This is a genomic window from Bacteroides fluxus YIT 12057 (assembly GCF_000195635.1).
In the GTDB taxonomy this organism is placed as follows: Bacteria; Bacteroidota; Bacteroidia; order Bacteroidales; family Bacteroidaceae; genus Bacteroides; species Bacteroides fluxus.
On sequence record NZ_GL882697.1, the window covers coordinates 85,487 to 111,885 of the forward strand.

The window sequence follows — 26,399 nt, forward strand, 5'->3', positions numbered from 1 at the left end:
AACTACTTTAGAATATCATCAATATCATGAACCGTATGCCTCCCTTCTTTACTCCCGGAATGTCGGTGTAGGTCAGTCGGCGGACATACTCGATATGCAATAACTTGAAGATGTTGTAGATACCTACACTTGCTTCAATGTAAGGGGTATCACCCATGATGTGACTGGTCGGCACGCCATCGCGTGTCGGGAAAAGGAACAAATCCGGGTTGTTGCTCTTATACGGATTGTTCTTGTCGGTCAATGTGCCCCACAAGCCGCGGATACGGAACATTTCACGCCATTTCAACTTCTTGATGAGAGGAATGCGGTTGAACAACTTTCCGTTCATGTCATAACTCAGGTTGAGGGAGGCATAACGGTCGTTGAGGAATTCCATATTGTTGATGAGGTTGAAGGACTCATTGTTCTGGGTGATGTACGAGAGGTTTGCCATGGGCAGGTTCAACAGGGGGAACGGAACTGTGTTCCATTGTGCACCGGCACGGGCGGTAACATCCAGTTTGCCCCATGAACCAAACCAGAAACGCTTGCGTATGCTGGCTTCCGTCAGGTTGAAGTTGTATTCGCCTCCCAACACGCCTTTAAAGCCTGCCGTGTGGGAGAGGCTGAAGATGGGGGCGTCCAAGGATACGGGGACGCGGCGCTGCTTGGTGTTGACAAAGGTTTCACCGGGAGCGTAGCGCAAGGTTACACCCAGTTCGGTAGTAGTGATGTCATGTACCAGTGTATTCTTTTGGTCCCATTCTCCGGGCGTGCCGCCATTGTTCTTCCAATATTGCAGAATACCCGCAGGCTGGTCGTTGCGGTGGCGTGCCATGGCCTGGATGGAGAATCCGGCATTCGTTTCCAATTCATAGCTCAGGGTAGCATCGCGCATGTAGGACATCTGGTCGACTTTGGTCCATTTCCATCCGACGAACAGGTTATCCTTGTCCGTTGCCAGATACTTATCCATGGGGGACATGACATCGTATGTGTACTTGAAGGCGATGTAGTGTTTCGGGAATTCCCACAACACGTATTCGCGTTTGTTGAAAGAGTAGGCCACTTGTCCCGAATAGAACCATTTTTTGTCTTTGGTACCATATGCACCATAGCCGCTCAAGCTCCAGTGCGGGTCAAGATTACCGGTAGTCATGCCGCTTACACGGAAGCGCGTACCGTTTACGTAGTTGCTGGTAATCATCGTGTTGATAGGCCCGAAGTCAAATTTACTCGGATGCTTCTTGCTGCCTGTCTCCACAAAGTTTTCAATCAAGGCCTTTGCCCCGAATATGACGTATTTGAAGCCCGGTATCTGTTCAATCCGGTTCATGAACAAGTCCATTGTACTCTCTTTCTTGGTGAGTGGCACCTGGCGTACTTTTGCCCAGTATTCATCACTCTTGCCGAGCATGTTCGCTTCCTTTATGACGCTTCCTTTCAGCCGGAAGAGGCGGGGCTCTATTTCTTCGAATTTATAGTCGGTATATTTGGTGGTACGTTGCACCTCCAGTCCCTGGATACCTTTGACGAAAGCCAGTTCCACCGTCATGTCGTCATCGGTCAGTACCCAGTTGCTGTCCGGCAACTGTTCGAATTGCTGGACAATGTCGAGGTTCTCCACAAAGTTGACACCTGTCTTTTTGGGCAGTTTCATGGTGGCTTTTTTCACCGCGTAGGTAGAGTCCTTTACAACGTAGAGGTGGCCGGTAAAACCGAAGTCCTGCGGGTTTTGGGGGACGAAAGTAAGGTGTACGCACTCTTGTTTGTCCACCATCAAGGTATCCATGAGATAGTATTTATAGAAACTGATGGCGCCACGTCCTATGGGACTGACGAAACGGCGTTGCAGCAAGCGGATATCATCATCGTAGATGTTGATGTCCGAGAATACGTCCGTAAGAATGGTACCCAACATATCCCCGGTACTGAAGAACTCTTCGATACCGTTGGAATTCATCCCTTCAATGATGGTCTTTTCGCTCTTGGGATTTTTACGGTAAATGGTTTTGGATGCCGTCTCTTTGATGGAGATGGGAAGGATCATCTTGTTGGTCTTTGGCGAAACTTCCACCTGGTCTTTGAAGAAAGAGAACTTTTTGTAGATGCCTTTTTCCGTCTTGTCCGGTGTGACATCGTTGATGGACATTTTCATCTTTTCGTATTTCTGGAACTGGTAGTAGTCGTTCTCTTCCAGTTTCAATGCTTTCTTATGCTCGATGACCTTTTTCATAAACTCCACGGCAGGATTATTCTTGCGGGAGTATTTCTCTTTCTTGGGTTTTACCACGACTTCGGCAAGCATGATATCGTCCGGTACCATCTTTACATTCAGAACTTTGGTCCCGGGAGTTATTTTTATCTTTTGCGTGATGTAACCTACAGCGGAAAAGGTCAGTTCGTCCCAGCCTTTACGCGTTTCAACCTGGTATTCTCCTTTACCGTTAGAAATCCCGCCTACACCTTTACCCTCGTATTGTACAGTGATATACATCAAGGGTTCGTTGGTGAGGGAGTCTGTTATGACACCTTTAATCTGTGCGGATGCGCCGATAGAGGCAAACAAAAACAGCAGAAAAAGGATGAGAGTGATATGTCGTTGCTTCATATATTATATATAAATCAGAGTGCAAAGTTAACAAATTACTGTTAATCAAGAAGCAAAATAATCTTATATAGTTATAAACCTATCGGCTGTAACCAACAAAAATTACTCTTTATCAAGTCAGTATCGTACTTTGCACTGCGCTGTATCATCCGTCTCTCAGCTATTCGTTGAGCAACGTTTGTACAATTCGTTCTGCTGTCCGCCCGTCCCAGCGGTCGGGCAGAGTGGCATGTTTCCATTCTCCGTTTAGCAGTTTGTCGAGTGCGGCGGAAAGCGCAAAGGAATTCTCGCCCACCAGTTCATTGGTTCCGATGCGCCAGGTTTCAGGATGCTCGGCATAAGTGTTGAGAGTGATGCAGGGGACATCAAGGAAAGTAGCTTCTTCGGCGATGTTGCCCGAATCGGTGACGATACCTTTGGCCTGGTTGATGAGGAATCCGAAATGCAGGTAACTTTGTGGAGGCAGGATATGCAGATTGGGTATGTTCAAGTCCAGCGACTTGACCGCTTTCTCCACGTATGGATGCAGGGGGGCTACGATGGGCATGCCATCTGCTTTTTCAATGAGAGTCTGTAACAAGGAATGCAGAACTGCTTTCTTTTCCAGCAAATCCCGCCGGTTGAGAGTGAGCAGCAGATAATTGCCTTTGCGCAAACCGAGTGTAGGGAACCATAAGGGCTGAATCAGACGGTGGCGGTTATAGCGGATGGTGTCTATCAGTATGTTTCCCACATAATGGATATATTCAGGTATCATACCTTCCTGGTTGAGGTTACGGTTGGCTACCATACCAGCGGTGAAGAGGTAGTCGGAGATGGCATCCACAATGGTGCGGTTCACTTCACGGGGCATGTTCATGTCAAAAGAACGGGTGCCGGCAATGACGTGCGCTACCTTCAATCCCCGTTTTTTGGCGACGATGGCACAGCTCATGGTGGCGGTCATGTCATCTACAACCAATACTACTTGTGCGGGGTTGGCATCCAGTTCCTTTTCAAAGGCCAGCATGATGGCAGCCGCTACTTGTGAATGGTCGTGTCCGCTGATCCCGAGGTATGCGTCCGGTCTTTTCATCGCCAGGTCGGAGAAAAGGGAGGCGTCCAGACTGGTGTCATCTTGAGGACCTGTGTAAACAAGGCGATAGGATATTTTCTTTCCTGCTTCTCTGGCCGCGTCAATGGCACGGCAGATAGGCGCTATTTTCATGAAGTTGGGGCGTGCACCCGATACGATGGTAATTTTCATTTCAAAAATTTTAAATGATGAGACAAAAATACGTTTTCTTAGGGAAATTATTTGTTACTTTGCCCCATTATTTTGAATACACCTTGAAAATTGCCAAGCTTTGATTATTTAATTCTTTAATTTATAAATTCATTATGACAATGCCGACATTTGTTCAGATACTCGATTTTATAGGTACATTCGCCTTTGCTATCAGTGGCATACGCCTGGCCTCGGCAAAAAGGTTCGACTGGTTCGGGGCATACGTTGTGGGGTTTGTGACTGCCATAGGCGGCGGTACGATACGCGATTTGTTGTTGGATGTCACTCCCGGCTGGATGACTGACCCTATTTATTTAATCTGTACGGGGCTAGCCTTGCTGTGGGTTATCCTTTTCGGAAAGTACCTTATTCATTTGCACAATACGTTTTTTATTTTCGACAGCATCGGTCTGGCGCTGTTTACGGTGGTAGGTGTAGGAAAAAGCCTCGCTTTGGGGTATCCTTTCTGGGTAGCCATCATCATGGGTAGCATTACCGGTGCGGCCGGAGGTGTGATACGTGACGTGTTCATTAATGAAATCCCGTTGATTTTCCGGAAAGAGATCTATGCCATGGCGTGTGTGGTGGGCGGTACATGCTATTGGCTGTGCCATCTGTTGGGTCTGGAGGCTTTTATTTGCCAGATTGTAGGAGGCGTCACGGTTTTTATTACGCGCATTTTGGCAGTGAAATATAGGATTTGCTTACCTATTCTTTCAGGAAACGGGGAACAGGAGGAGTGATATCACATCTATTATCAGGTAAAAAGAGGCTCAAAATTAAGAATTCATCTTATTTTGAGCCTCTTTTTTTTATTGGATTGTGTTCTCTATCAGAACATAGTATCCTTCGTGTTGAACAATTTACGTTCGTTGAGTTTTACGACCTTGCCATACTTTTCCAGTCTTTTCAAGTCTATATCTTTCGGATTACCCATGATGCCGATGGCGTATGGTTTTCCCTTGATGTTTTCTTCGTAGAACTTCACGATGTCGTCGAATGTCAGTGCGTCAATCTTCGGCAGGTTTTCTTCGGCAGGATCTCCTTTATAGCCCATTTGCTGGTACATCTTGAGGTATCGCGCCTTATAGCGGAAGTCCGGATGTGTGCTCAAAGCTTCCTGACGCATGTAGCTTTTGATATTGTCTATGCGTTCAGCATTCTTTGGCATGTCGTTGATGAGTCCCATGAATACATCCACTGCATCATTGGCCTTGTCGTTTTGTGTGCCGATGTTTCCGATCATGTAGGTCTGGTTTCCTAAAACCTCTGGTGTTGCTATATAGGCTCCGGCTGTATAGGCCATGGAACGCTTTTCGCGGATTTCATTGATGACCAGTCCGTTGAACCCTCCGGAGAAATATTGATAGAAAGCATCGCGCAGCACATCGTCTTTCTTTTCATATTTCTGCATAGGCAGGTAGAAGGATATCTGTGCCTGTTCAGCGTCCGAGTTTGGCAGGAAGTAGATCGTGTTCTCCGTTACCGGTGCCAGGGGAGTGTCTTGAGGCGATTGGCTGGGACGTTCGTTGGCAACCAGCGGCAGATTCTTGCTCAAGATATCGTATGCGTTTTCGAAGGGCAGAGTACCGCAGTAGAAGATTTCCGCTTCATAGTTGGCGGCACGGTTGATGTCACCTGTCAATTCGGATATTTGCAGTTCATAGACTTCCTTGTCTGTCAGTTCATCGATATAGCTGGACTTTTCTCCATGGCGTATGTACTGCGTCAGGGCGTTTGCCAGCAGGCTGACGTTCTCTTTACGTTGCTGGCGGCCTCCCAATATGGAGCCTTTGATACGGCTTAATTGTTTGTCGTCCAGTTTGGGCATTAATATCTGGCGGGCAAGGAGCTGGCAAGCTTGCGGCAACGTTTCTTCATAACCTCTCATGGTGATGTAGAGGTAGTCGTCATCGGCATTCACCGAACAAGTGGCGTTGAGTTTACTCAATTCTTCTTTCAACTGCTGGGGTTCGTATGCACCCATGATTCCGGCATTGTTCATTAGTTCTGCTGCGATGCCCAGTTTGGGGAACTCGCGTTCTCCGACACCGTATCTCAGCGTCAGGCTGAATATATTGTTTTCCGGATTCTTGGTGTAATACATTTTGGAGCGGTCGTTCAGCTTCTTGATTTGCACGTCACTGAAGTCCATGAATTTTTCGTTCACGTTTCCGATAGGCATGTTCTTGAACTGTGTGGCATAGAGAGACTGTTTGCCTACAGGCGGCTCGATGGGTTTGTACCCGGGCTTCTTGATTTTACTTTCTTCTTTATTTTTGCCCTTCTCGATGTAAAGTGCCAGATAGTTGTCGGACAGATATTGCTTGGCGACGCGTTTGATGTCTTCGTTGGTGATGGCCATGATTTCATCCTTATAGTTCAATACCTTGCTCAAGTCTGTTTCATTGATGAAAGCATTCATCAACTCATTGGCTCTGTTTTCGTTGAATTCCATCTGCAGGTCGTAGTCGCGGCACATGTTGTTTTTGATGGCTGCTACCGCCCATTCCTCAAATTCGCCGTTGGCAATTTGCTGGATGGCTTTCAGGGCTTTCTTTTCCGCACTTTTGTTGGATTCGAAACGGCGTTGGTTTTCGTCGTATAAAGGAATCACATTTACGACGTTGCGTCCCTGTTCGCGGAACGTCATGGGGAGAGCTACCCCGCTGGTGAGTTCACCGCCGATTACCAGTTTGTTCAATGTACCGGTGTTGCTGCCGTTGGAAAGTAATTTCATGGCTATTTCCAGTGCCTTTTCGTCCGGATGTCCTGCAGGTACACCTTTATATACCAGATATACGCTGGGGTAGTAGCCGATTTTGGCATTGTACTGGGTACGCCCTTTGATATCTAACTCAGAATACTGTTTGCGTTCGGGAGTGCTCTTCTTGGGTAAACGGCCAAAGGCGGCATTGATACGTCCGCTGATTTGTTGGGCATTGACATTGCCGACTAAAATCAGTACCATGTTCTCCGGTGTGTACCATGTATTGTAATACTCGATTAGTTTGCTCAGGCGTGGATTTTTTAAGTGTTCGGGCAGACCTAATACCGAACGGGAGTACGGATGTCCTTCAAAGGCTTTGCTTAGCAGGAATTGTTGTTGCACTCTGCCCGGGTTGTCCTGACCGCGATTGTATTCTTCATATACGGTTTCCAATTCGGACTGGAAGGTACGGAATACGGGGTTGATGAAACGCTGTGAAGAAATCTCCAGCCACTTGTTGATCTGGAAGGCCGGGAAAGAATTAAAATAAATCGTATAATCATAACTGGTTCCGGCGTTCAGACCCTTGGCTCCCATACTTTCCATCAGGTTGGAAAACTCATTGGATACACTTACTTTTCCGGCCTCGATGGTCAATTCGTTTATTTCTTTTCCGATGGCTTCTTTCTTTATCGGGTCGGCTTCATCTGCCATCTCGTCATATTTGGCGATGATTTTTTTGTAGATAGGTTCTTCGGCAGCCCAGTCGAGCGTACTGATCTTGTCTGTACCTTTAAACATGACATGTTCCAGGTAATGTGCGAGGCCGGTATATTCGGCCGGATCATTGACAGCTCCGGTGCGCACGCCGACAGCACCATACACATCTGATTTCGTGTTGTCTTCCCATATATATACGGAAAGACCGTTCTTCAGCTTGAATGCTTTTAATCCTTGTCCAAAGGAGGGCAGGGAAATTAAAACCATTGCCAGTAAAAGAACCGGTTTAAACTTAAATGATTTCATAAAATAAAGTGTTTTTATGTAATAAAAGTGTTTTTCTATATGTAGGCAAAGCTATAAAAAAATCACAATTTCTTTACGAAAGATTCGGAAAAAGATTATTTTAAGATGAAAATAACACCCGTAAACTACCAGGGGAGGGGGTGAAAACTGTCAATTGATAGTTTTCACCCCTAAGAATAATCATCTTCCGTCCCCCGGAATGGAGAATCTTCTTTATACTTGCATTCAAGAAAACCTAAACCATTATTAACCATTTAAAAAAAGAAGCAAAGTATGAATACTTACAGTTTTAGAAAAGATTTGCTTGCAGTGCAAGAGGAACTGCTTCGCTTTGCATACAAGTTGACAGCCGACCGGGAAGAAGCGAATGATTTGTTGCAGGAGACATCTCTAAAGGCTTTGGACAACGAAGACAAATTTGAACCTGACACGAACTTCAGAGGGTGGATGTACACGATTATGCGTAATATCTTTATTAATAATTATCGGAAAATCGTCCGCGAGCAGACATTTGTCGACCAGACTGATAACCTGTATCATTTAAGTATGCCGCAGGATTCCGGTTTTGCGAGTACAGAAGGCGCATACGACTTGAAAGAGATGCACCGTATAGTAAACTCCCTTCCTCGTGACTATAAAGTTCCTTTTTCGATGCACGTTTCCGGTTTCAAATATCGCGAAATAGCCGAACGTCTCGGTTTACCGCTCGGAACCGTGAAAAGCCGTATATTCTTTACCCGTCAGAAATTGCAGGAAGAATTGAAAGACTTTATCTAAGCCATCAAGCTGTGAATTGCTATCTTGAGATGGCAAAGTATCTACAATTTGGTTGCATTATGATATAAAACATATCTTTATACTTGAATTTTTAGGGATTATTCTTGACTATATGTCAGAATAATCCTTTATATTTGTATATGTTAAGTTAACCGAAGAAAAAATCACTTATTACTGACTATGATGAAAAAGGAAATTAAATTCAGTCTTGTTTATCGGGACATGTGGCAATCTTCCGGTAAATACCAGCCTCGGGTTGACCAGTTGGTACGTATAGCTCCGTTAATTATTGAGATGGGCTGTTTTGCGCGAGTTGAAACTAACGGAGGAGCTTTTGAACAGGTGAATCTTTTATATGGAGAAAACCCTAATAATGCTGTTCGTGCTTTTACGAAACCTTTTAGAGAAGCGGGGATTCAGACACACATGCTTGACCGTGGTTTGAATGCGCTGCGTATGTATCCTGTTCCGGCAGATGTGCGTCAGTTGATGTATAGGGTGAAGCATGCGCAGGGAGTGGATATCACCCGCATCTTCTGCGGACTGAACGAGACTAGAAATATTATCCCTTCCATTAAATATGCCTTGGAGGCGGGTATGATACCTCAGGCAACACTTTGTATCACTTACTCTCCCGTACACACCGTAGCGTATTACGCCGGGATTGCCGACAAGCTGATTGAAGCGGGAGCACCTGAAATCTGTCTGAAAGACATGGCAGGTATAGGTCGTCCGGGAATGTTGGGAGAGCTGGTTAAGACTATCAAGGAGAAACATCCTGAAGTGCTGATACAATATCATGGACATAGCGGGCCGGGATTGTCTATGGCGTCCATTCTTGAAGTCTGTGAAAACGGTGCGGATATTATAGATGTGGCTATGGAACCCATGTCATGGGGTAAGGTTCATCCGGACGTCATCTCTGTGCAGGCCATGCTGAAAGATAAGGGTTTCCAAGTGCCCGATATCAACATGAAAGCTTACATGAAAGCTCGCGCCATGACCCAAGAATTCATTGATGATTTTCTGGGATATTTCATGGATCCTACCAATAAGCATATGTCCTCGCTTCTGTTGAAGTGTGGATTGCCCGGAGGGATGATGGGTTCCATGATGGCGGATTTGAAAGGTGTACATTCCGGTATCAATATGATATTGAGGGGTAAAAATGAACCGGAACTCAGTATCGACGACTTGCTTGTCATGCTTTTCGATGAAGTGGAATATGTATGGCCTAAGCTCGGTTATCCTCCTTTGGTAACTCCTTTCAGCCAGTATGTGAAGAATGTGGCATTGATGAATGTCATGCAGTTGGTGAAAGGTGAGGAGCGTTGGACGATGATCGATAACCATACTTGGGATATGATATTGGGCAAGAGCGGACGTCTTCCGGGTACGTTGGCACCGGAAATTGTAGAACTTGCCAAAGCCAAGGGGTATGAGTTTGTCGATACCGATCCGCAATTGAATTACCCGGATGCGTTGGATGAATATCGCAAGGAAATGGATGAGAATGGCTGGGAGTACGGAGAAGATGACGAAGAACTCTTTGAGCTGGCTATGCACGACCGCCAGTATCGTGATTTCAAGTCGGGGGCTGCCAAGAAGCGTTTCCAGGACGAACTGCAACGTGCCAAGGATGCAGCTATGGCAAAAAGCGGTTATTCGGAAGAAGAAATCAAGAAGTTGAAACGTGCCAAGGCAGACCCGGTCATTGCTCCTGCCAACGGACAGGTGCTTTGGGAGGTTTCGGTAGAGGGGCCTTCATCAGCGCCTTTCATCGGTCGTAAGTATCAGCATGATGAAGTGTTCTGTTATCTTTCTACCCCTTGGGGGGAATACGAGAAGATATTGCCTGGATTTACCGGACGTGTGGTTGAAGTTTGTGCACAGCAAGGTGCCAATGTGCGTAAGGGGGATGTGATAGCCTATATTCAGAGAAGTGATATTTTTGCATAAAATGACTAGGGGAAGCCTCGTTCTTGCCGGAAGGGTAAATCCGGGCAGGAAAGAGGCTTCCCTGTTTTTATTTCAGCCATTTCTTCACTGTGTCTTTGAGAATCTCTTGTACGAAAGGCTTTGTCAGAAATTCATTGCAGCCTGCGTCTAAGGCGGCTTGCCTGTCGTGTTCGTACGCATAGGCGGTAAGGGCTATGATGGGGATGTCCGGGGAAAGCTCGCGGATGATACGTGTGGCGTCCAGACCTCCGAGATTCGGCATTTTCATATCCATAAAGATTAAGTCTGGGCGTATCTTCTCAAACATGGTGACGGCTTCCATGCCGTCTTGGGCATGTTCAAGATGGTAAGTGCTTCCTAATATGGCTTTTATCAGCACGTAATTGCTATGCGTGTCCTCGGCAACCAAAATGGTAGGTACGGAAGAATGGGGTACTTCCTTTTTCTTTGGGAGGCATTCTCCGTTTTCCTTACTTGTCGTGGTGCTGTCATTGTCATGTTCCATGCCTTTTCCACTTTCAGGAACTCTTTCTTCGGAGTCTTCTTGTACTTCTCCTTCTTTTTGTGGTGCTGTCAGAGGAAGGATAAAAGTGAATGTGGTTCCTTTCCCTATTTCGGAACTGACGGATATGTTGCCTCCCATCCGCTCTATAATGGTCTTGCAGATGGATAATCCCAATCCTGTACCCTGTGCAAAGGTGTTTACCTTGACGAAGCGTTCGAATATCCGGTCCAGCTTGTCAGCCGCAATGCCGCTGCCGGTGTCATTGACATGGAATACCACATAATCCCCCTCGCGGTGATAGCCATAGCTTATCTTCCCGTTGGTGGTGAATTTGAAAGCATTTCCTATGAGATTGGAAACTACCTGGAAGAGGCGGTTTTTGTCTCCGTCGATAACGATACCCTCGTCGGAGGATTCGTAAATGAGTTCCACTCCTTGGGGACAACGGAAAACATGAGCGTCGTATATTTCCTTGCAGAGTGAATGCAGGCGCACCGGCGTGATGGTGAACTCCACAATGCCCGCTTCGATTTTTGACAAGTCAAGGATTTCATTGATAAGTTGCAGCAGGCGTTCATTGTTTACTGCTACAATCTCGTAATAATTCAGGCGTTCATCAGCATCCGTACTTTCTGCAATGATGCGGGAGAAACCTACGATGGCATTGAGAGGTGTCCGTATTTCGTGGCTCATGTTGGCGAGGAAAGCGGATTTCAGCTGGTCGGAAGCTTCTGCCTTCTCTTTGGCTACCAACAACTCGCGTTTCATGCGTTCCATCTCGGTGATGTCCCACTCGATACTCAACAGGATGGGAGAGAATTCACTGCTTTCAATCTTCATTTTCCGTTTGTCGAGGTAAATGGATTTTCCGTTAATGTCATGCTCCTCCGCTGTCCAGTGCATTTCTTTTCCTGTTTCGGCTATTTTGATGTCCTGCTCTCTTTTCCTTTTTGCCGTTTCCAAAGGATAGAAATCAAAATCGTCTTTGCCCAAAGCCTCGGTCATCTTGATTCCCCGGTTGTAGGATTCACGGTTCCGGTAGATGTATTTGAAGTTGTTGCTGATGTCTTTCACCACAATGCCTGCAGGGAGATTTTCGATGATTTTGTCCAGAATCCGGTTGAAGCGTTTCACTTGTTGTTCGTGCCGGATGCGTGACGTGACGTCCCTTCCGAATGTCCAGACGGTTCCTTCACCTTTATCACTGGTCACCCAGTATGCATTTCCCTCTATGGCAAGCACTTCCGGACACAATGGCAATGGATTGTGGACTATGTAGCCTTGGGCGGTATCACCGCGTTTAACGCTTTCGGCAAATTCTTTCCATGATTTTTCATCTCTTCCGTACGAAGGTAAATCATATATTTTTAGTTTGGTGATGTCCTGTGTGTCACCAATGCCATGCCTTTCCTTGAAACAGCGGTTGCCGAATATCAGCGTGCCGTCTTCATGGACGGAGTATATGTCTTCTGTGGAGTTGTTGATGGCATGCGTCAGCAGATTGATATCATTGCGCCGTTGCTGTATGTCGGTGATGTTCTGCACATAGCCTTCTAAAATAATGTTCTTGTCTTTATCATATTCACGTGCAAAGGTCTTGAGGCGGGTATAGTAGATGTGCTCTTGAAAACAGATGCGGTAGTCTATGCTGTTTTCCAAGTTTCCCTGCAGGTTGTCCTTCAGCCAGTTGGTGAAACTTTTCCGGTCTTCGGGAAGAATCAGCTTCAGATAGTCGTCCAGACTGGTTTCCTGTACCTGTTCTGTACTTAGTATATCGGTGTGCCCGCTATATGTAAAGGTTTTGGTATCGGAACTGTACAGCCAGTTCCCGATGAGCGCGGCTTTCTGTATTTCATTCAGTTCCTGGTTTTTTCTTTCAAGTTCCAGCTTGCGCAAGCTACGTTCCGTGATGTCCCGGTATTGGCAGAGTACCATTCCGTCGAACGGATACATGATGCATTTGAAAAAATAGGTCGTATTGCCCAATGTCATTTCATAATTGCGGACGGAACGTGTCTTGTGGGTCAGCACTTTATGGAACTCCGGATAGATCTGTGCGTAAGTGGATGGGGGAATCAGGCTGAGCAGGTTTTTGCCCAGCAACTTGTCTTCCTTCATAAACCAAAGGTCCACGTTATAAATCGCAATGTCTATACAGATTCCATTCTTATCCAGAATAATCATGGTGTCTGATGTCAGCTTCAACAACCTTTCGGTGTTTTCCGCATTTTTCAGAATGTTTTTCATGTCTTTTTTCCCAGTATTTAGATTTATGCTCTTTTAGCTTTTTCCCATGTGCCGTTTACGGTGCCTTTTCGTTTGCGCAGGTAGTTGAATCCTCTTATTACGTTGATGTTCATAAAGAGGAAATAGTAAGGGACAAAGAGTATTTTGTTTTTTATATGCTTCGTAGAGAGGTAATAGCCCCAGCTTCCCATGAGGTAGAACACGGTTTGGAGCAGCCAGATGACGGCATACGGCAAAGGGGTGCTTGTCGTGAAAATAAGAATGATGTTGAGGGGAAGCAGCAGGAACAATAAGATGGGAGTAAGCGACCAGCGCAGCGCCCGGTGGGAAATGTATTGAAAGCAGAATGTTCCGTAACGGAACGGGTTCAGCAGCGGACGCAGCCGCCAGAGGGACTGCAATCCGCCGGCGGCGATGCGTACCTTGCGCTTTTCTTCCTCGTGCATGTCGGCCGAGCCGCTTTCAACGGCGTAGGCGTCGGCGCAGTATGTGATGGTATATCCGCGCATGACGATGCGCAGGGACAGTATGAAGTCATCGAGCAGAGTATCTGCCTTCATTTCTTCGAACAGTTCACGGCGAATGGCAAACAACTCGCCTGCCGCACCTACTGCTGAATAGAGCCGTGAGTCCAGTGCCTTGAGGGCGGATTCGTATTTCCAGTACAAGCCTTCGCCGCCGGAGGCGGCATTGTCCTTGCTTTGCACGGCGATACGCTTTTCTCCTGCCACGCATCCGGTTTTCGGGTCGGTAAAGGCATGTACTATTTTCCGCAAGGCTTCGCGGTTGAGACATGTATTGGCATCGGTAAATACGACAAGCGGTGTTTCAACGAAGTGCATACCCCGGTTTAGGGCAGCGGTTTTTCCTTGCCGTTCGGGTTGGTAGAGGACTGTGGCTTGAGGCCAGCGGGAGAGGCGCTCGTTGGTGCGGTCGTTGCTGCCGTCGGTCACCCAGACGATGCGGAGCTTGTCGGCAGGATAGTCCAGCTTCAGGCAGTTGCGCATTTTATCGTCCACTACGTCTTCTTCGTTGTAGGCGGTTATGAATAATGTCAATGACGGCAATGCTTCATCGGCCGGCATCGGCCGGCGAACCGGCTTGTGGAAGGATTCTTTTATTTTAACCAGAATATATAATAGTATGCCATATCCGATATAGGTATAGAATACTATCAATAAACTTATCCAGAATAGTGCTTCAAAAGCTTTCATTGCATCAGATTGTTTTCTTTTTATAAAAAAAATATATATCTGTCAAAAATAGGTATAATCTTTTACCGATGCAAGGAAAATAAAAGAAAATGTTTGTTCTTCAAGTAGTTTCCATACTATAAGGAGACGGGATTATTACAGAGGTGAGCTTGGATGACTCTATGATTGAAATGCTATTAATCATCATCCTTTACCGGAAAGAAACGGGCTGGCAAGGCTAAACAAGTCATTACTTAAAACGCTTCTGTCATATTGAAGTAGAACAGTGTCTGGTTGTTTACGGTGTTTTTCCCTAAATCCAGGCGTACGTTCATGCGGGGCTGTACTTCGATGCGCAGCCCTACGCCATAGTTGGGCAACACACCCTCTATCTTTCCGGGGGTAGGCCCCATGAAGCCACAGCCGGTCCATGCGACGAAACCTACATGGTTGAGCATGCGTTTCACCCACGTGCTGCGGTCTGTATTGAACATCTGGCGATATTCTGCCATAACTACGTGCGATGACTTGTCGCGGTATTGTCCCATATAGTACCCGCGCAGGTCGAAAGGAGTTCCTGTAAGGGCATATTGTGTCAGGGGAACATCTCCGAATACATTTTTGGTCTGGGCGGTCCAGGCAAGCACCTTGCGTTTTCCAAGCGACTTGTATTGGCGATAATCTATTTCCAGACGGTAGAAAGTCTGGTCACTGCCGATAAATTTGGCATACATCATGCCGCGGAAATCAAGATAAACGCCTTTGTAGGCATTGGCAGGAACGTCGCGACTGTCGTAGGTCATGAGGAAACCCACACCGGAATTGAAATTCTTGTATCCGTCGGCGGTACCTCCGGCAGCTTTATAGGAAGGTTCATCGATAAGATGCTTCGCAGGCCGGGTCAGGTTGTCGTAGTTGATGTCGATTTGCGGACCGGCAAAGAAGTTGCTGTTTCCCAGGCGGAACAGGAACCAGGGATTGATCTGTACCCCACTGTAACGGTATTGGCTGGTAGTGTCACTGCGTTCATAATCCTTATTGGTTCGGTAGCCGATACCATAAAAATTCTCTTCTGTATTCTTGTAGCTGAATTTTCCGAAGATGCGGAAACGGTCGCCTTTAAAGAAAAGCTGCGGCTTGGAAAAGAGGTTGACACCGCCGTTGAACATGAAAGCAATCGCCATGGGGACTACTGAGCGCAGCTGTGTGGTATCACCGGGATTCATACGGAAAGTCATCAGTGCGCTTCCACCGATTAAAACGCCAAAATCCGGAGTATAGCTCGGACCTCCTAAAATGTTGTAGTGGAAATTTCTGCGCGCTACTTTCTGCTTGCGCAGTTCCTTTTTTGTCAATGCAGGGATCGTATCGGCCGTTGCCGTATTCACCTTGTCTTGGGCTGAAAGAGTGGTAACTGCCAGCACCAGTGTAATTATGCTTAGTATATATTTCTTCATATCTTACGAAATGTGGCTGCAAAGGAAACTATTTTATCTGAAATAGTTTTCAGTGGAATAGATAATATTTCTAAAGAAGTCGCTAAAATTATCAAAAAAGAGATTACTTTTGCCCAAAGGTCATTTTACGGACTTACATAAATTAAATATACTGATTCGATGAAAAAACGATTTTTATCTGTAATTGTTTTTAGTGCCGCCTTTTTTTCTTTGCAGGCACAAGAGGGAAAAGGAGGGATCAACCCCGGTATGCTTGAACAAATCAAGCAGAGTTACGAAGGAAACGCTTCCGATAAAGCGCTTCGCAATGCTATCGGTAATAACGATATCCGCAAATTGTCTCTCAACCAGGAGAATCTGCAGGGCATGGATACCCATTTCTCCATCAAGGTAGATTCTAAAGGTATCACTGACCAAAAGTCGTCCGGACGTTGCTGGCTGTTTACGGGACTGAATGTGATGCGTGCCAAGACTTTGGCCGAATATGGTTTCCAGTCTTTTGAGTTCTCTCAGGTTTACCCGTTCTTTTGGGATCAGCTGGAAAAAGCTAATCTTTTTCTGCAGGGGATAATCGATACCGGCAAGAGTCCTATGAGTGACAAGACTGTGGAATGGCTTTTCCAACATCCGTTGAGTGACGGTGGAACTTTCACCGGGGTGGCGGACATTGTTTCCAAATACGGTCTTGTTCCCAAGGAAGTGATGCCGGAAACGAACAGCAGCGAGAATACTTCGCGTATGGCAAGTCTCATTTCTCTGAAATTGAAGGAGTACGGCTTGCAGCTGCGCGACAGGATTGCCGAAGGTGCCAAGCCTGCCGTACTGGAAAAGGAGAAAACAGCCATGTTGGGAAATATTTACCGTATGCTGGTGTTGAATCTTGGTGTACCTCCCACGGAATTTGATTATGTACGTAGGGATGCGAAGGGAAATCCATTGGAAACTGAACACCACACCCCGATGTCTTTCCTTGAAAAGTATGGTGATAAGCAGCTGCTAACCAACTATGTGATGTTGATGAACGACCCTAGCCGCGAGTATTATAAATGTTATGAAATAGACTATGACCGTCACCGATACGACGGGAAGAACTGGACTTATGTCAATCTGCCGGTGGAGGATATCAAGGAGATGGCCATTGCTTCCTTGAAAGACAGTACCATGATGTATTTCTCTTGTGACGTGGGCAAGTTCCTGAACTCCGAACGTGGATTATTGGATGTAAAAAACTATGACTATGAGTCTTTGATGGGAACCACCTTCGGCATGGATAAGAAGCAGCGTATCCAGACCTTTTCCAGCGGTTCGTCTCATGCAATGACGCTGATGGCTGTTGATTTGAATAAAGATGGAAAACCGGTCAAGTGGATGGTTGAAAATAGTTGGGGAGCAGGAACCGGTTATCAGGGACATCTCATCATGACCGATGACTGGTTTAATGAATATATGTTCCGTCTGGTAGTAGAAACAAAATATGTTCCTGCCAAGGTTATGGAACTATTTAAACAAAAACCTATCCGCTTGCCGGCATGGGACCCGATGTTTGCGGAGGAGGAATAAGAGGATATGGATGCTCCTGACTTGTCACTTATCATTTGTAATTAAGCATCGTGTTCGTTAACGAAGGGAATTGCGGAAATTTATCCGTAATTCCTTTCTTTTTTGCTCTTTATTCACATTATAATTTATTACTTTTGCGGGCAAATTAATGAAACCATTATTTTAAATAAACGCATGGCAAATGTAATTAAGTTACGTAAAGGCCTTGACATCAACCTGAAAGGCGCTGCTGCCCAGGAATTTGTGTCTGTTAAGGAACCGGGATTCTATTCGTTGGTTCCCGATGACTATACAGGCATCACTCCGAAAGTGGTGGTCAAAGAGCAGGAGTATGTGATGGCCGGGGGACCCTTGTTTATCGACAAGAATCATCCTGAATTGAAATTTGTTTCGCCCGTCAGTGGCGTAGTGACAAGCGTGGAGCGTGGCGCACGCCGCAAGGTGCTGAACATCGTCGTAGAGGCTGCCACTGAGCAAGACTATGAGGAATTCGGCAAGATGGATCCGTCAAAAATGAACGGCCAGCAAGTGAAAGAAGCTCTTTTACAGGCTGGTATGTTTGCTTTTATCCGCCAACGTCCGTACGATGTTATCGCTGACCCGACGGTGACTCCGAAAGCAATCTTCATTTCCGCTTTTGACAGCAATCCGCTGGCTCCTGATTTTGAATTCGCTCTGAAAGGGGAGGAAGCAAACTTCCAGACAGGGCTCGACGCTTTGTCAAAGATGGCAAAGACGTATCTGGGTATCAGTGTGAAACAAAAGGCTGCTGCCCTGACGCAGGCAAAGAACGTTACCGTTACTGCTTTCGACGGCCCTAATCCGGCAGGTAACGTAGGAGTACAGATCAACCATATCTCTCCGGTTGTGAAGGGTGAAACAGTATGGACTATCGGTGCAGAAGCTGTACTTTTCATCGGACGACTGATGAATACCGGCCGTGTCGATCTGACCCGTACGGTAGCCGTAACGGGTTCCGAAGTTTTGAAACCCGCTTATTGCAAACTGAAAGTCGGCGCTCTGCTGACGAATGTTTTCAAAGGAAACGTGACTACCGGCAAAGACCTCCGTTACATCAGCGGTAACGTGCTGACCGGTAAGAAGGTTTCTCCGAACGGTTTCCTCGGCTCTTTCCACAACCAACTGACGGTGATTCCCGAAGGAGATGAAATCCATGAAATGCTGGGTTGGATTATGCCGCGCTTCAATCAGTTCAGTGTCAACCGCTCTTACTTCAGTTGGTTGATGGGCAAGAAGGAATATGTGATTGATGCCCGTATCAAGGGTGGCGAACGTCACATGATCATGTCCAATGAATACGACCGCGTGTTCCCGATGGACATCTTCCCCGAATATTTGGTGAAAGCAATCATTGCAGGTGATATTGACCGTATGGAGGCTCTGGGCATCTACGAAGTAGCTCCCGAAGACTTCGCTCTCTGCGAATTCGTATGTTCTTCCAAGGTGGAAGTACAGCGCATCGTACGTGCCGGACTCGATATGCTCCGTGCTGAAATGGCGTAAACTAATTATGAATTATAAATGATGAATGATGAATTGCGGCAAAAGGCAGTTCGCTGATTTATAATTCAAAATTCAAAACTCAAAATTCAAGATTAATAAATGAAAGCGTTAAGAAATTATCTCGACAAGATAAAGCCGAACTTTGAAGAGGGCGGCAAATTCCACGCATTTCAGTCGGTGTTCGACGGCTTCGAAACATTCTTGTTCGTGCCCAATACCACTTCGAAATCGGGAACGCATATTCACGACTCCATTGACAGCAAACGCATCATGTCGATGGTGGTCATTGCGTTAATACCGGCGCTGCTGTTCGGTATGTATAACGTAGGTTACCAGCATTTTCACGCTACCGGTGCTGCCGGAGGCTTCTGGGAAATGTTCATCTACGGTTTCCTGGCTGTATTGCCAAAAATCATTGTATCATACGTGGTAGGTCTCGGCATTGAGTTCGTAGTGGCTCAGTGGAAGAAGGAGGAGATTCAGGAAGGCTTCTTGGTTTCCGGTATCTTGATTCCGATGATCGTTCCGGTGGATTGTCCGCTGTGGATTCTGGCAGTGGCCACTGCATTCTCCGTAATCTTCGCCAAGGAAGTATTCGGCGGCACGGGTATGAATGTGTTCAACGTTGCCTTGATTACCCGTGCATTCCTTTTCTTCGCCTATCCTACGAAGATGTCCGGTGATGCCGTTTGGGTATCGGGCGACAGTATCTTCGGTCTGGGACAGTCGGTGGATGGTCTGACGGTAGCTACTCCGCTGGGGGCAGCCGCTACCTCGGGTGCCGTTCCGGAGTTCTCCTGGGATATGGTGACCGGTCTTATTCCGGGTTCTATCGGTGAGACAAGTGTCATCGCCATCGCTCTGGGTGCCATTCTGCTGTTGTGGACGGGCATTGCAAGTTGGAAGACGATGTTCTCCGTATTCGTGGGCGGTGCTTTTATGGCGTGGGTGTTCAATGCAATCGGTCCCGACACTCCGATGGCGCAGATGCCTTGGTACGAACACCTTGTGCTGGGTGGTTTCTGTTTCGGTGCCGTGTTCATGGCTACCGATCCCGTTACATCGGCACGTACGGAAACCGGCAAATATATCTTTGGATTCCTGATTGGCGCAATGGCCATCATTATCCGTGTGCTGAACCCCGGTTATCCCGAAGGTATGATGCTTGCCATCCTGTTGATGAATATCTTCGCTCCGCTGATTGATTATTGTGTGGTACAGGGTAACATCAGTCGCCGCGAGAAACGTGCAGTTAAATAATTGTGAATTATGAATGATGGATTATGAATGATGGGCGAAGGCCTGCATACTTAATTCAAAATTCGGAATTCAAAATTCAAAATTTAAGAAAATGAATACCAATAGTAATAGTTATACTATCATTTATGCTTCGGTAATGGTTGTTATCGTTGCATTCCTGCTGGCATTCGTAAGTTCTTCACTGCGCGAGACGCAGAACAAGAACGTGGAACTTGATACGAAGAAGCAGATTCTTGCTGCACTCAACATCAAGGACGTGAAGGATGCCGAAGCAGAATATAATAAATATGTAAAGGGCGATATGCTGATGAATGTTGACGGTACGCTGGCAGAGAATACCGGTGCATTTGCTACCGCTTACGAGAAGGAAGCCAAAGAGAACAATCGTCTGCACGTATTCGTGGCCGAGGTTGACGGTGAAAAGAAATATGTATTCCCTGTTTACGGTGCCGGTCTTTGGGGTGCTATCTGGGGATATGTTGCGCTGAACAGCGACAAGGATACCGTTTACGGTGTTTACTTTTCCCATGCCAGCGAAACTCCGGGTCTGGGTGCTGAAATCGCAGGCGCGCATTTCCAGGGAGAATTCTCCGGCAAGAAGACGCTTGAGAACGGTGAGATTGCCCTTGGTGTTGTGAAGAACGGCAAGGTGGAGAAGCCCGACTACCAGGTGGACGGTATTTCCGGCGGTACCATCACTTCTGTAGGTGTGGATGCCATGCTGAAAGCTTGTCTGAGCAGCTACAAGAACTTTTTAACTAATAATAATGAGGAGGAATAAGAATATGGGACAATTGTTTTCAAAGAAGAATAAAGAAGTATTCTCTACTCCGCTGGGACTGAACAACCCCGTTACCGTGCAGGTTTTGGGTATCTGTTCTGCTTTGGCTGTTACTGCCAAGCTGGAGCCTGCCATCGTGATGGGTCTTTCGGTGACGGTGATTACAGCATTCTCCAATGTAGTGATTTCACTGCTGCGCAAGACGATACCCAACCGTATCCGTATCATCGTTCAGCTAGTGGTTGTTGCCGCGTTGGTAACTATCGTAAGTGAGATTCTGAAAGCTTTTGCTTACGACGTAAGTGTGCAGCTTTCTGTATATGTAGGTCTGATTATCACCAACTGTATCCTGATGGGACGTTTGGAAGCATTTGCCATGCAGAATGGTCCCTGGGAGTCTTTCCTCGACGGTGTGGGTAATGGTTTGGGATATGCCAAGATTTTGGTAATCGTAGCTTTCTTCCGCGAGCTTCTGGGTTCGGGAACGCTGCTTGGTTTCAACATCTTGAACTATGAACCTCTGCAGAAGTTGGGTTATGTGAACAACGGCTTGATGCTGATGCCGCCAATGGCACTGATTCTTTGTGCCTGTATCATCTGGTACCAGCGTGCACGCCACAAAGAATTGCAGGAAAAGTAATAATTTAAAGTAGTCGGCATTCAGTAGCCAGTAGTTAGAATCAGATACTCTGAATCACTTTTCTACTTACTACTTTCTACTTACTACTTAACTACTTATAAAGATTATGGAACATTTAATAAGTTTATTCGTCCGCTCTATCTTTGTGGACAACATGATATTCGCGTTCTTCCTCGGCATGTGTTCTTACCTTGCCGTTTCGAAGAATGTGAAGACTGCCGTGGGACTGGGTATCGCCGTAACTTTTGTGTTGGTGGTTACGCTTCCGGTCAACTATTTATTGCAGACCAAGGTGCTGGCTGCCAACGCAATCATTGAAGGCGTTGACCTCAGCTTCTTGAGTTTTATTCTTTTCATTGCTGTGATTGCAGCTATCGTTCAGTTGGTGGAAATGATCGTGGAGCGCTTCAGTCCTTCGCTTTATGCTTCACTGGGTATCTTCCTGCCGCTGATTGCTGTAAACTGTGCCATCATGGGTGCTTCTCTTTTCATGCAGCAGCGCATCACGCTGGGCGAGAGTGACCCTAAATTCATCGGTGGTATTGCTGATGCTGTCTCTTATGCGTTGGGTTCCGGTATCGGTTGGTTACTGGCTATCGTAGGCTTGGCTGCCATCCGTGAGAAAATGGCCTATTCTGACGTTCCGGCTCCGCTGAAAGGGCTGGGCATCACTTTCATCACAGTAGGTCTGATGGCAATGGCATTTATGTGTTTCTCTGGTTTGAACATCTAAAAGAAAGGAATAAAACAATGGATATGAATATGATATTAGCAAGCATTGGAGTATTCCTCGTGGTTGTCATCCTGCTTGTTGTTATCCTGTTGGTTGCCAAAAACTTCTTGGTGCCTTCAGGTAATGTAAAACTGACTATCAATGGCGACAAGGAACTGGACGTAGCTTCCGGTTCTACATTGCTGAATACGCTGTCTGTAAATGGTGTGTTCCTTTCCTCCGCGTGCGGTGGTAAAGGTTCCTGCGGACAGTGCAAGTGCCAGGTGATGGAAGGTGGAGGTGAAATCCTGCCTTCTGAGACTCCGCACTTCAGCCGTAAGCAAATACAGGATCACTGGCGTCTGGGTTGCCAGGTGAAGGTGAAAAGTGATATGGCTATCAAGGTTCCCGAAAGTGTGCTGGGCGTGAAAGAGTGGGAGTGCGAGGTTATCTCCAACAAGAATGTGGCTACATTCATCAAAGAGTTCATCGTTGCATTGCCCAAAGGCGAGCACATGGATTTCGTTCCGGGTTCTTATGCGCAGATTAAGATCCCTAAATATTCGATGGATTATGATAAGGACATCGACAAGGAACTTATCGGCAAGGAATACTTGCCTGCATGGGAGAAATTCGGTCTGCTGGGCTTGAAGTGCCGCAATGACGAAGAAACCATCCGTGCCTATTCTATGGCCAACTATCCTGCTGAGGGCGACCGCATTATGCTGACGGTACGTATCGCTACGCCTCCGTTCAAGCCGAAAGATCAGGGTCCGGGCTTCATGGATGTAATGCCGGGTATCGCTTCTTCTTATATCTTTACCTTGAAACCGGGTGACAAGGTAACCATGAGTGGCCCTTACGGAGACTTCCATCCGATATTCGACTCCAAGAAAGAGATGATGTGGGTCGGCGGTGGTGCCGGTATGGCTCCGTTGCGTGCACAGATTATGCACATGACGAAGACGCTGCATACTACAGACCGTGTAATGAATTACTTCTATGGTGCACGTGCCTTGAACGAAGTGTTCTATTTGGAAGACTTCCTGCAGATTGAAAAGGATTTCCCCAACTTCAAGTTCCATCTTGCACTGGACCGTCCCGATCCGGCAGCCGATGCGGCGGGCGTGAAATATACTCCGGGTTTCGTACACAACGTAATCTACGAGACTTACTTGAAAGACCACGAAGCTCCCGAAGACATCGAATACTACATGTGTGGTCCCGGCCCGATGTCGAAAGCTGTTGAGAAGATGCTCGACGACCTTGGTGTTCCTGCTCAGAACTTGATGTTCGACAATTTCGGAGGATAAGGACAAGAGGATTCTGTCCTTCAGTTAAAGAGAAAGGCGGCAAATGGTTTTATACCACTTGCCGCTTCTTTTTATATCCTGGAGAATGATTTTCCCGATCTCGTGAGGCAAATAGATGCCATATGTGTATCTTTGTACCTCTAACTAAAATAATGGTGTACATGGAACTTACTGATATTCTTTGCAATTTAAAGATAGAACAACTTACTCCGATGCAGAAAGCTGCTTGTGAAGCTTATCGGTCGGATAAAGATTTGGTTTTACTTTCACCCACCGGCTCCGGAAAAACCCTTGCTTTTCTGCTTCCGTTGGTACAGGCCTTAAGTCCGGATGTGCCGGGAGTACAGGCGGTAGTGCTGGTACCTTCCCGGGAACTGGCCTTGCAGATAGAAAACGTTTTCAAGGCTATGAATACGCCTTTCAAGGCTATGAGTTGCTATGGTGGACGTCCGGCAATGGAGGAACACCGGACGATGCGTGGAATAAATCCGTCGGTCATCATCGGGACGCCGGGACGAATGAATGACCATCTGAAGAAAGAAAATTTTGAGGCACGTACGGTTACGGCCTTGATAATTGACGAATTTGATAAATGCCTTGAATTCGGTTTTCATGATGAAATGTCAGAAGTCATCGGACAGTTGCCATCATTGAAGAAGCGTGTGTTGCTTTCTGCCACTGATGCTGAAGAAATCCCGCAATTTGCCGGAGTAGGCAGTATGGGTGACTCCCGGCTTTGCAAACTGGATTTTCTTGATGCCGGACCTGTTTCCGAACGTTTGAATCTGCAACGTGTCATTTCACCGGAAAAGGATAAACTGGAAACGCTTTACCGCTTGTTGTGCACCTTGGGAGATCGTTCCGCTTTGGTATTCGTTAATTACCGTGAAAGTGTGGAACGCGTTACAAGTTATCTGAAATCAAAGAAGTTTCCCTGTGACGCTTTCCATGGAGGAATGGAACAGGCGGACCGTGAAAGGGCACTCTATAAATTCCGGAACGGTAGTTGCCCGGTACTGGTTTCTACTGACCTCGCAGCCCGCGGCCTGGATATTCCCGGCATTGACAATGTGGTGCATTATCACCTTCCTGTCAATGAGGAAGCTTTTACTCACCGGAACGGACGTACGGCACGCTGGGAGGCACGTGGCTCTTCTTTTCTGATTCTACATTCTGAAGAGCCGTTGCCAGGTTACATTCCGGAAGACACGCCCGTTTTTGAATTGCCGGAACAAACGCCCAAACCTGCCAAATCCCGGTGGACTACCTTATATATAGGAAAAGGGAAAAAAGACAAACTGAATAAGATAGATATTGTCGGCTTTCTCTATAAGAAAGGTGGATTGGCAAAAGAAGATGTGGGGCAGGTAGATGTGAAGGAGCATTATGCCTTTGTAGCCATTCGTCGTAGTAAGTCAAATCAACTTCTTACTTTGATCCGCGGTGAAAAAATAAAAGGTATGAAGACGATTATCGAGGAGGCAAAATGAACTGTCTTATAAATATTCGTTTTTCTTTCATCTTTTCTGTTGATTAAAAAGGTATGGGAGCTTATAACTTTCAGTTTGTCTTCAAATATACCTCTTGGCAACCATACATAACAGATTGGTGCATATTTCTTGTATATACCAATAAAAAGTAAGGTAAATACGGATAAAAAAAGGATTTTCATAGGGAAAGATTTGTTTTACGGAAATAATTCCGTAATTTCGCCATGTCGAAAGACGTAAATGAACGAATTTGTATAACCAAAACACACTCCAAATGAAAAAGCATAATTTCAATGCAGGACCTTCCATTCTTCCGCGTGAGGTAATTGAGAATACAGCAAAAGCCATTCTTGATTTTGAAGATTCCGGTCTTTCCTTAATGGAAATCAGTCACCGTGCTAAGAACTTCCAACCTGTGGTTGACGAAGCGGTAGCGTTGTTCAAAGAATTACTTAATATTCCCGAAGGTTATTCGGTGTTGTTCTTGGGTGGTGGTGCTAGTCTGGAATTCTGCATGGTGCCTTTCAACTTCCTTGAAAAGAAAGCTGCTTATCTGAACACTGGTGTATGGGCCAAGAAAGCGATGAAAGAAGCTAAGGGTTTCGGTGAGGTTGTAGAAGTAGCCTCCTCTGCTGAAGCCAACTATACTTATATTCCGAAGGATTATACGGTTCCGGCTGATGTGGATTATTTCCATATTACTACTAACAACACTATTTATGGTACGGAATTGAAGAATGATTTGGATGTCAATGTTCCGATGATTGCCGATATGTCTTCCGATATTTTCTCCCGTCCTATCGATGTTTCCAAATATATCTGCATTTATGGCGGTGCACAGAAGAATCTGGCTCCTTCAGGCGTGACTTTCGTTATCGTGAAGAACGATGCGGTGGGTAAGGTATCACGTTATATCCCCACTATGTTGAATTATCAGACACATATCGATGGAGGTTCTATGTTCAATACTCCTCCGGTTGTTCCCATCTATGCGGCTTTGCAGACTTTGCGCTGGATTAAGGCAGAAGGTGGCGTGAAGGAAATGGAACGCCGTGCCATTGAAAAGGCGGATATGCTGTATGCAGAGATAGACCGTAACAAACTGTTTACGGGTACTGCTGCCAAGGAAGATCGTTCACGCATGAACATCTGTTTCGTAATGGCTCCCGAATATAAGGATCTTGAAGCGGACTTCTTGAAGTTTGCTACCGAAAAGGGTATGGTAGGCATCAAGGGACACCGTTCAGTCGGTGGTTTCCGTGCATCTTGCTATAACGCTATGCCGAAAGAAAGTGTGCAGGCTTTGATTGACTGCATGCAGGAATTTGAGAAACTTCATTAATAATATTTATCCACCACAGACTGCGCAGAGGGATTTCACAGAT

18 protein-coding genes are annotated in these 26,399 nt (G+C 46.3%); 12 read left to right on the top strand and 6 right to left on the bottom strand.

Annotated elements, in window-relative coordinates; all coding sequences use genetic code 11:
* Window positions 1–7: 7 nt before the first annotated feature.
* Together HMPREF9446_RS17650 and HMPREF9446_RS17655 are read right to left on the bottom strand one after the other, a co-directional pair.
* A complete protein-coding gene (locus HMPREF9446_RS17650) occupies window positions 8–2,593 on the bottom strand; it encodes a DUF5686 and carboxypeptidase-like regulatory domain-containing protein (RefSeq protein WP_009127110.1) in 2,586 nt (861 codons plus the stop codon).
* A 160-nt stretch (window positions 2,594–2,753) separates the two neighbouring features.
* Window positions 2,754–3,839 carry a UDP-N-acetyl glucosamine 2-epimerase gene (locus HMPREF9446_RS17655; RefSeq protein WP_009127111.1) on the bottom strand — a complete coding sequence of 362 codons (1,086 nt, stop codon included), beginning with the start codon at window positions 3,837–3,839 and terminating at the stop codon, window positions 2,754–2,756.
* A 140-nt stretch (window positions 3,840–3,979) separates the two neighbouring features.
* Between HMPREF9446_RS17655 and HMPREF9446_RS17660 the strand changes: the two genes are divergently transcribed.
* Entirely contained in the window at window positions 3,980–4,603 is a 624-nt protein-coding gene (locus HMPREF9446_RS17660; RefSeq protein ID WP_039969943.1) for a trimeric intracellular cation channel family protein, read from the top strand.
* An 89-nt stretch (window positions 4,604–4,692) separates the two neighbouring features.
* Here HMPREF9446_RS17660 and HMPREF9446_RS17665 read toward each other — a convergent pair whose 3' ends face one another.
* A complete protein-coding gene (locus HMPREF9446_RS17665; protein ID WP_009127113.1) occupies window positions 4,693–7,596 on the bottom strand; it encodes a M16 family metallopeptidase in 2,904 nt (967 codons plus the stop codon).
* Window positions 7,597–7,869: 273 nt separating this feature from the next.
* On the opposite strand from HMPREF9446_RS17665, the gene HMPREF9446_RS17670 reads away from it, so the two are divergent.
* Both HMPREF9446_RS17670 and HMPREF9446_RS17675 read left to right on the top strand, forming a co-directional pair.
* Complete coding sequence (locus tag HMPREF9446_RS17670) at window positions 7,870–8,373, top strand: RNA polymerase sigma factor (protein ID WP_009127114.1); 504 nt, start codon at window positions 7,870–7,872, stop codon at window positions 8,371–8,373.
* Window positions 8,374–8,556: 183 nt separating this feature from the next.
* Window positions 8,557–10,332 (top strand): oxaloacetate decarboxylase, encoded by a 1,776-nt coding sequence (locus tag HMPREF9446_RS17675; protein ID WP_039969966.1) that lies wholly within the window; start codon window positions 8,557–8,559, stop codon window positions 10,330–10,332.
* A 67-nt stretch (window positions 10,333–10,399) separates the two neighbouring features.
* Here HMPREF9446_RS17675 and HMPREF9446_RS17680 read toward each other — a convergent pair whose 3' ends face one another.
* The 3 genes from HMPREF9446_RS17680 to HMPREF9446_RS17690 all read right to left on the bottom strand — a co-directional run bounded on the left by HMPREF9446_RS17680 (window position 10,400) and on the right by HMPREF9446_RS17690 (window position 15,734).
* On the bottom strand, window positions 10,400–13,084 hold the full coding sequence (locus HMPREF9446_RS17680) for a hybrid sensor histidine kinase/response regulator (RefSeq protein ID WP_009127116.1): 2,685 nt from the start codon (window positions 13,082–13,084) through the stop codon (window positions 10,400–10,402).
* A 23-nt stretch (window positions 13,085–13,107) separates the two neighbouring features.
* Entirely contained in the window at window positions 13,108–14,298 is a 1,191-nt protein-coding gene (locus HMPREF9446_RS17685; protein WP_009127117.1) for a glycosyltransferase family 2 protein, read from the bottom strand.
* Between the two features lie 233 nt (window positions 14,299–14,531).
* A complete protein-coding gene (locus tag HMPREF9446_RS17690; RefSeq protein WP_009127118.1) occupies window positions 14,532–15,734 on the bottom strand; it encodes a BamA/TamA family outer membrane protein in 1,203 nt (400 codons plus the stop codon).
* Window positions 15,735–15,893: 159 nt separating this feature from the next.
* Here HMPREF9446_RS17690 and HMPREF9446_RS17695 point away from each other — a divergent pair, with 159 nt between their 5' ends.
* From HMPREF9446_RS17695 to serC, 9 genes are all read left to right on the top strand, one after another.
* Window positions 15,894–17,294, top strand: coding sequence for a C1 family peptidase (locus HMPREF9446_RS17695; protein WP_009127120.1), 1,401 nt, complete (start codon window positions 15,894–15,896; stop codon window positions 17,292–17,294).
* Between the two features lie 174 nt (window positions 17,295–17,468).
* Window positions 17,469–18,818 carry a Na(+)-translocating NADH-quinone reductase subunit A gene (locus tag HMPREF9446_RS17700; RefSeq protein WP_009127121.1) on the top strand — a complete coding sequence of 450 codons (1,350 nt, stop codon included), beginning with the start codon at window positions 17,469–17,471 and terminating at the stop codon, window positions 18,816–18,818.
* Between the two features lie 99 nt (window positions 18,819–18,917).
* The gene (locus HMPREF9446_RS17705) at window positions 18,918–20,078 is read left to right on the top strand and encodes an NADH:ubiquinone reductase (Na(+)-transporting) subunit B (protein ID WP_009127122.1); all 1,161 of its coding nucleotides are present in this window, start codon (window positions 18,918–18,920) and stop codon (window positions 20,076–20,078) included.
* A gap of 91 nt (window positions 20,079–20,169) precedes the next feature.
* On the top strand, window positions 20,170–20,859 hold the full coding sequence (locus HMPREF9446_RS17710) for a Na(+)-translocating NADH-quinone reductase subunit C (RefSeq protein ID WP_009127123.1): 690 nt from the start codon (window positions 20,170–20,172) through the stop codon (window positions 20,857–20,859).
* Window positions 20,860–20,863: 4 nt separating this feature from the next.
* On the top strand, window positions 20,864–21,499 hold the full coding sequence (locus HMPREF9446_RS17715) for an NADH:ubiquinone reductase (Na(+)-transporting) subunit D (RefSeq protein WP_039969946.1): 636 nt from the start codon (window positions 20,864–20,866) through the stop codon (window positions 21,497–21,499).
* A gap of 106 nt (window positions 21,500–21,605) precedes the next feature.
* Window positions 21,606–22,232, top strand: a complete 627-nt coding sequence (nqrE, locus tag HMPREF9446_RS17720; RefSeq protein WP_005828321.1) for an NADH:ubiquinone reductase (Na(+)-transporting) subunit E — start codon at window positions 21,606–21,608, stop codon at window positions 22,230–22,232.
* Between the two features lie 17 nt (window positions 22,233–22,249).
* A complete protein-coding gene (gene nqrF / locus HMPREF9446_RS17725) occupies window positions 22,250–23,524 on the top strand; it encodes an NADH:ubiquinone reductase (Na(+)-transporting) subunit F (RefSeq protein ID WP_039969948.1) in 1,275 nt (424 codons plus the stop codon).
* Window positions 23,525–23,685: 161 nt separating this feature from the next.
* Window positions 23,686–25,014 carry a DEAD/DEAH box helicase gene (locus HMPREF9446_RS17730; protein WP_039969950.1) on the top strand — a complete coding sequence of 443 codons (1,329 nt, stop codon included), beginning with the start codon at window positions 23,686–23,688 and terminating at the stop codon, window positions 25,012–25,014.
* A 274-nt stretch (window positions 25,015–25,288) separates the two neighbouring features.
* A complete protein-coding gene (gene serC / locus HMPREF9446_RS17735; RefSeq protein WP_009127128.1) occupies window positions 25,289–26,356 on the top strand; it encodes a 3-phosphoserine/phosphohydroxythreonine transaminase in 1,068 nt (355 codons plus the stop codon).
* Window positions 26,357–26,399 lie beyond the last annotated feature (43 nt).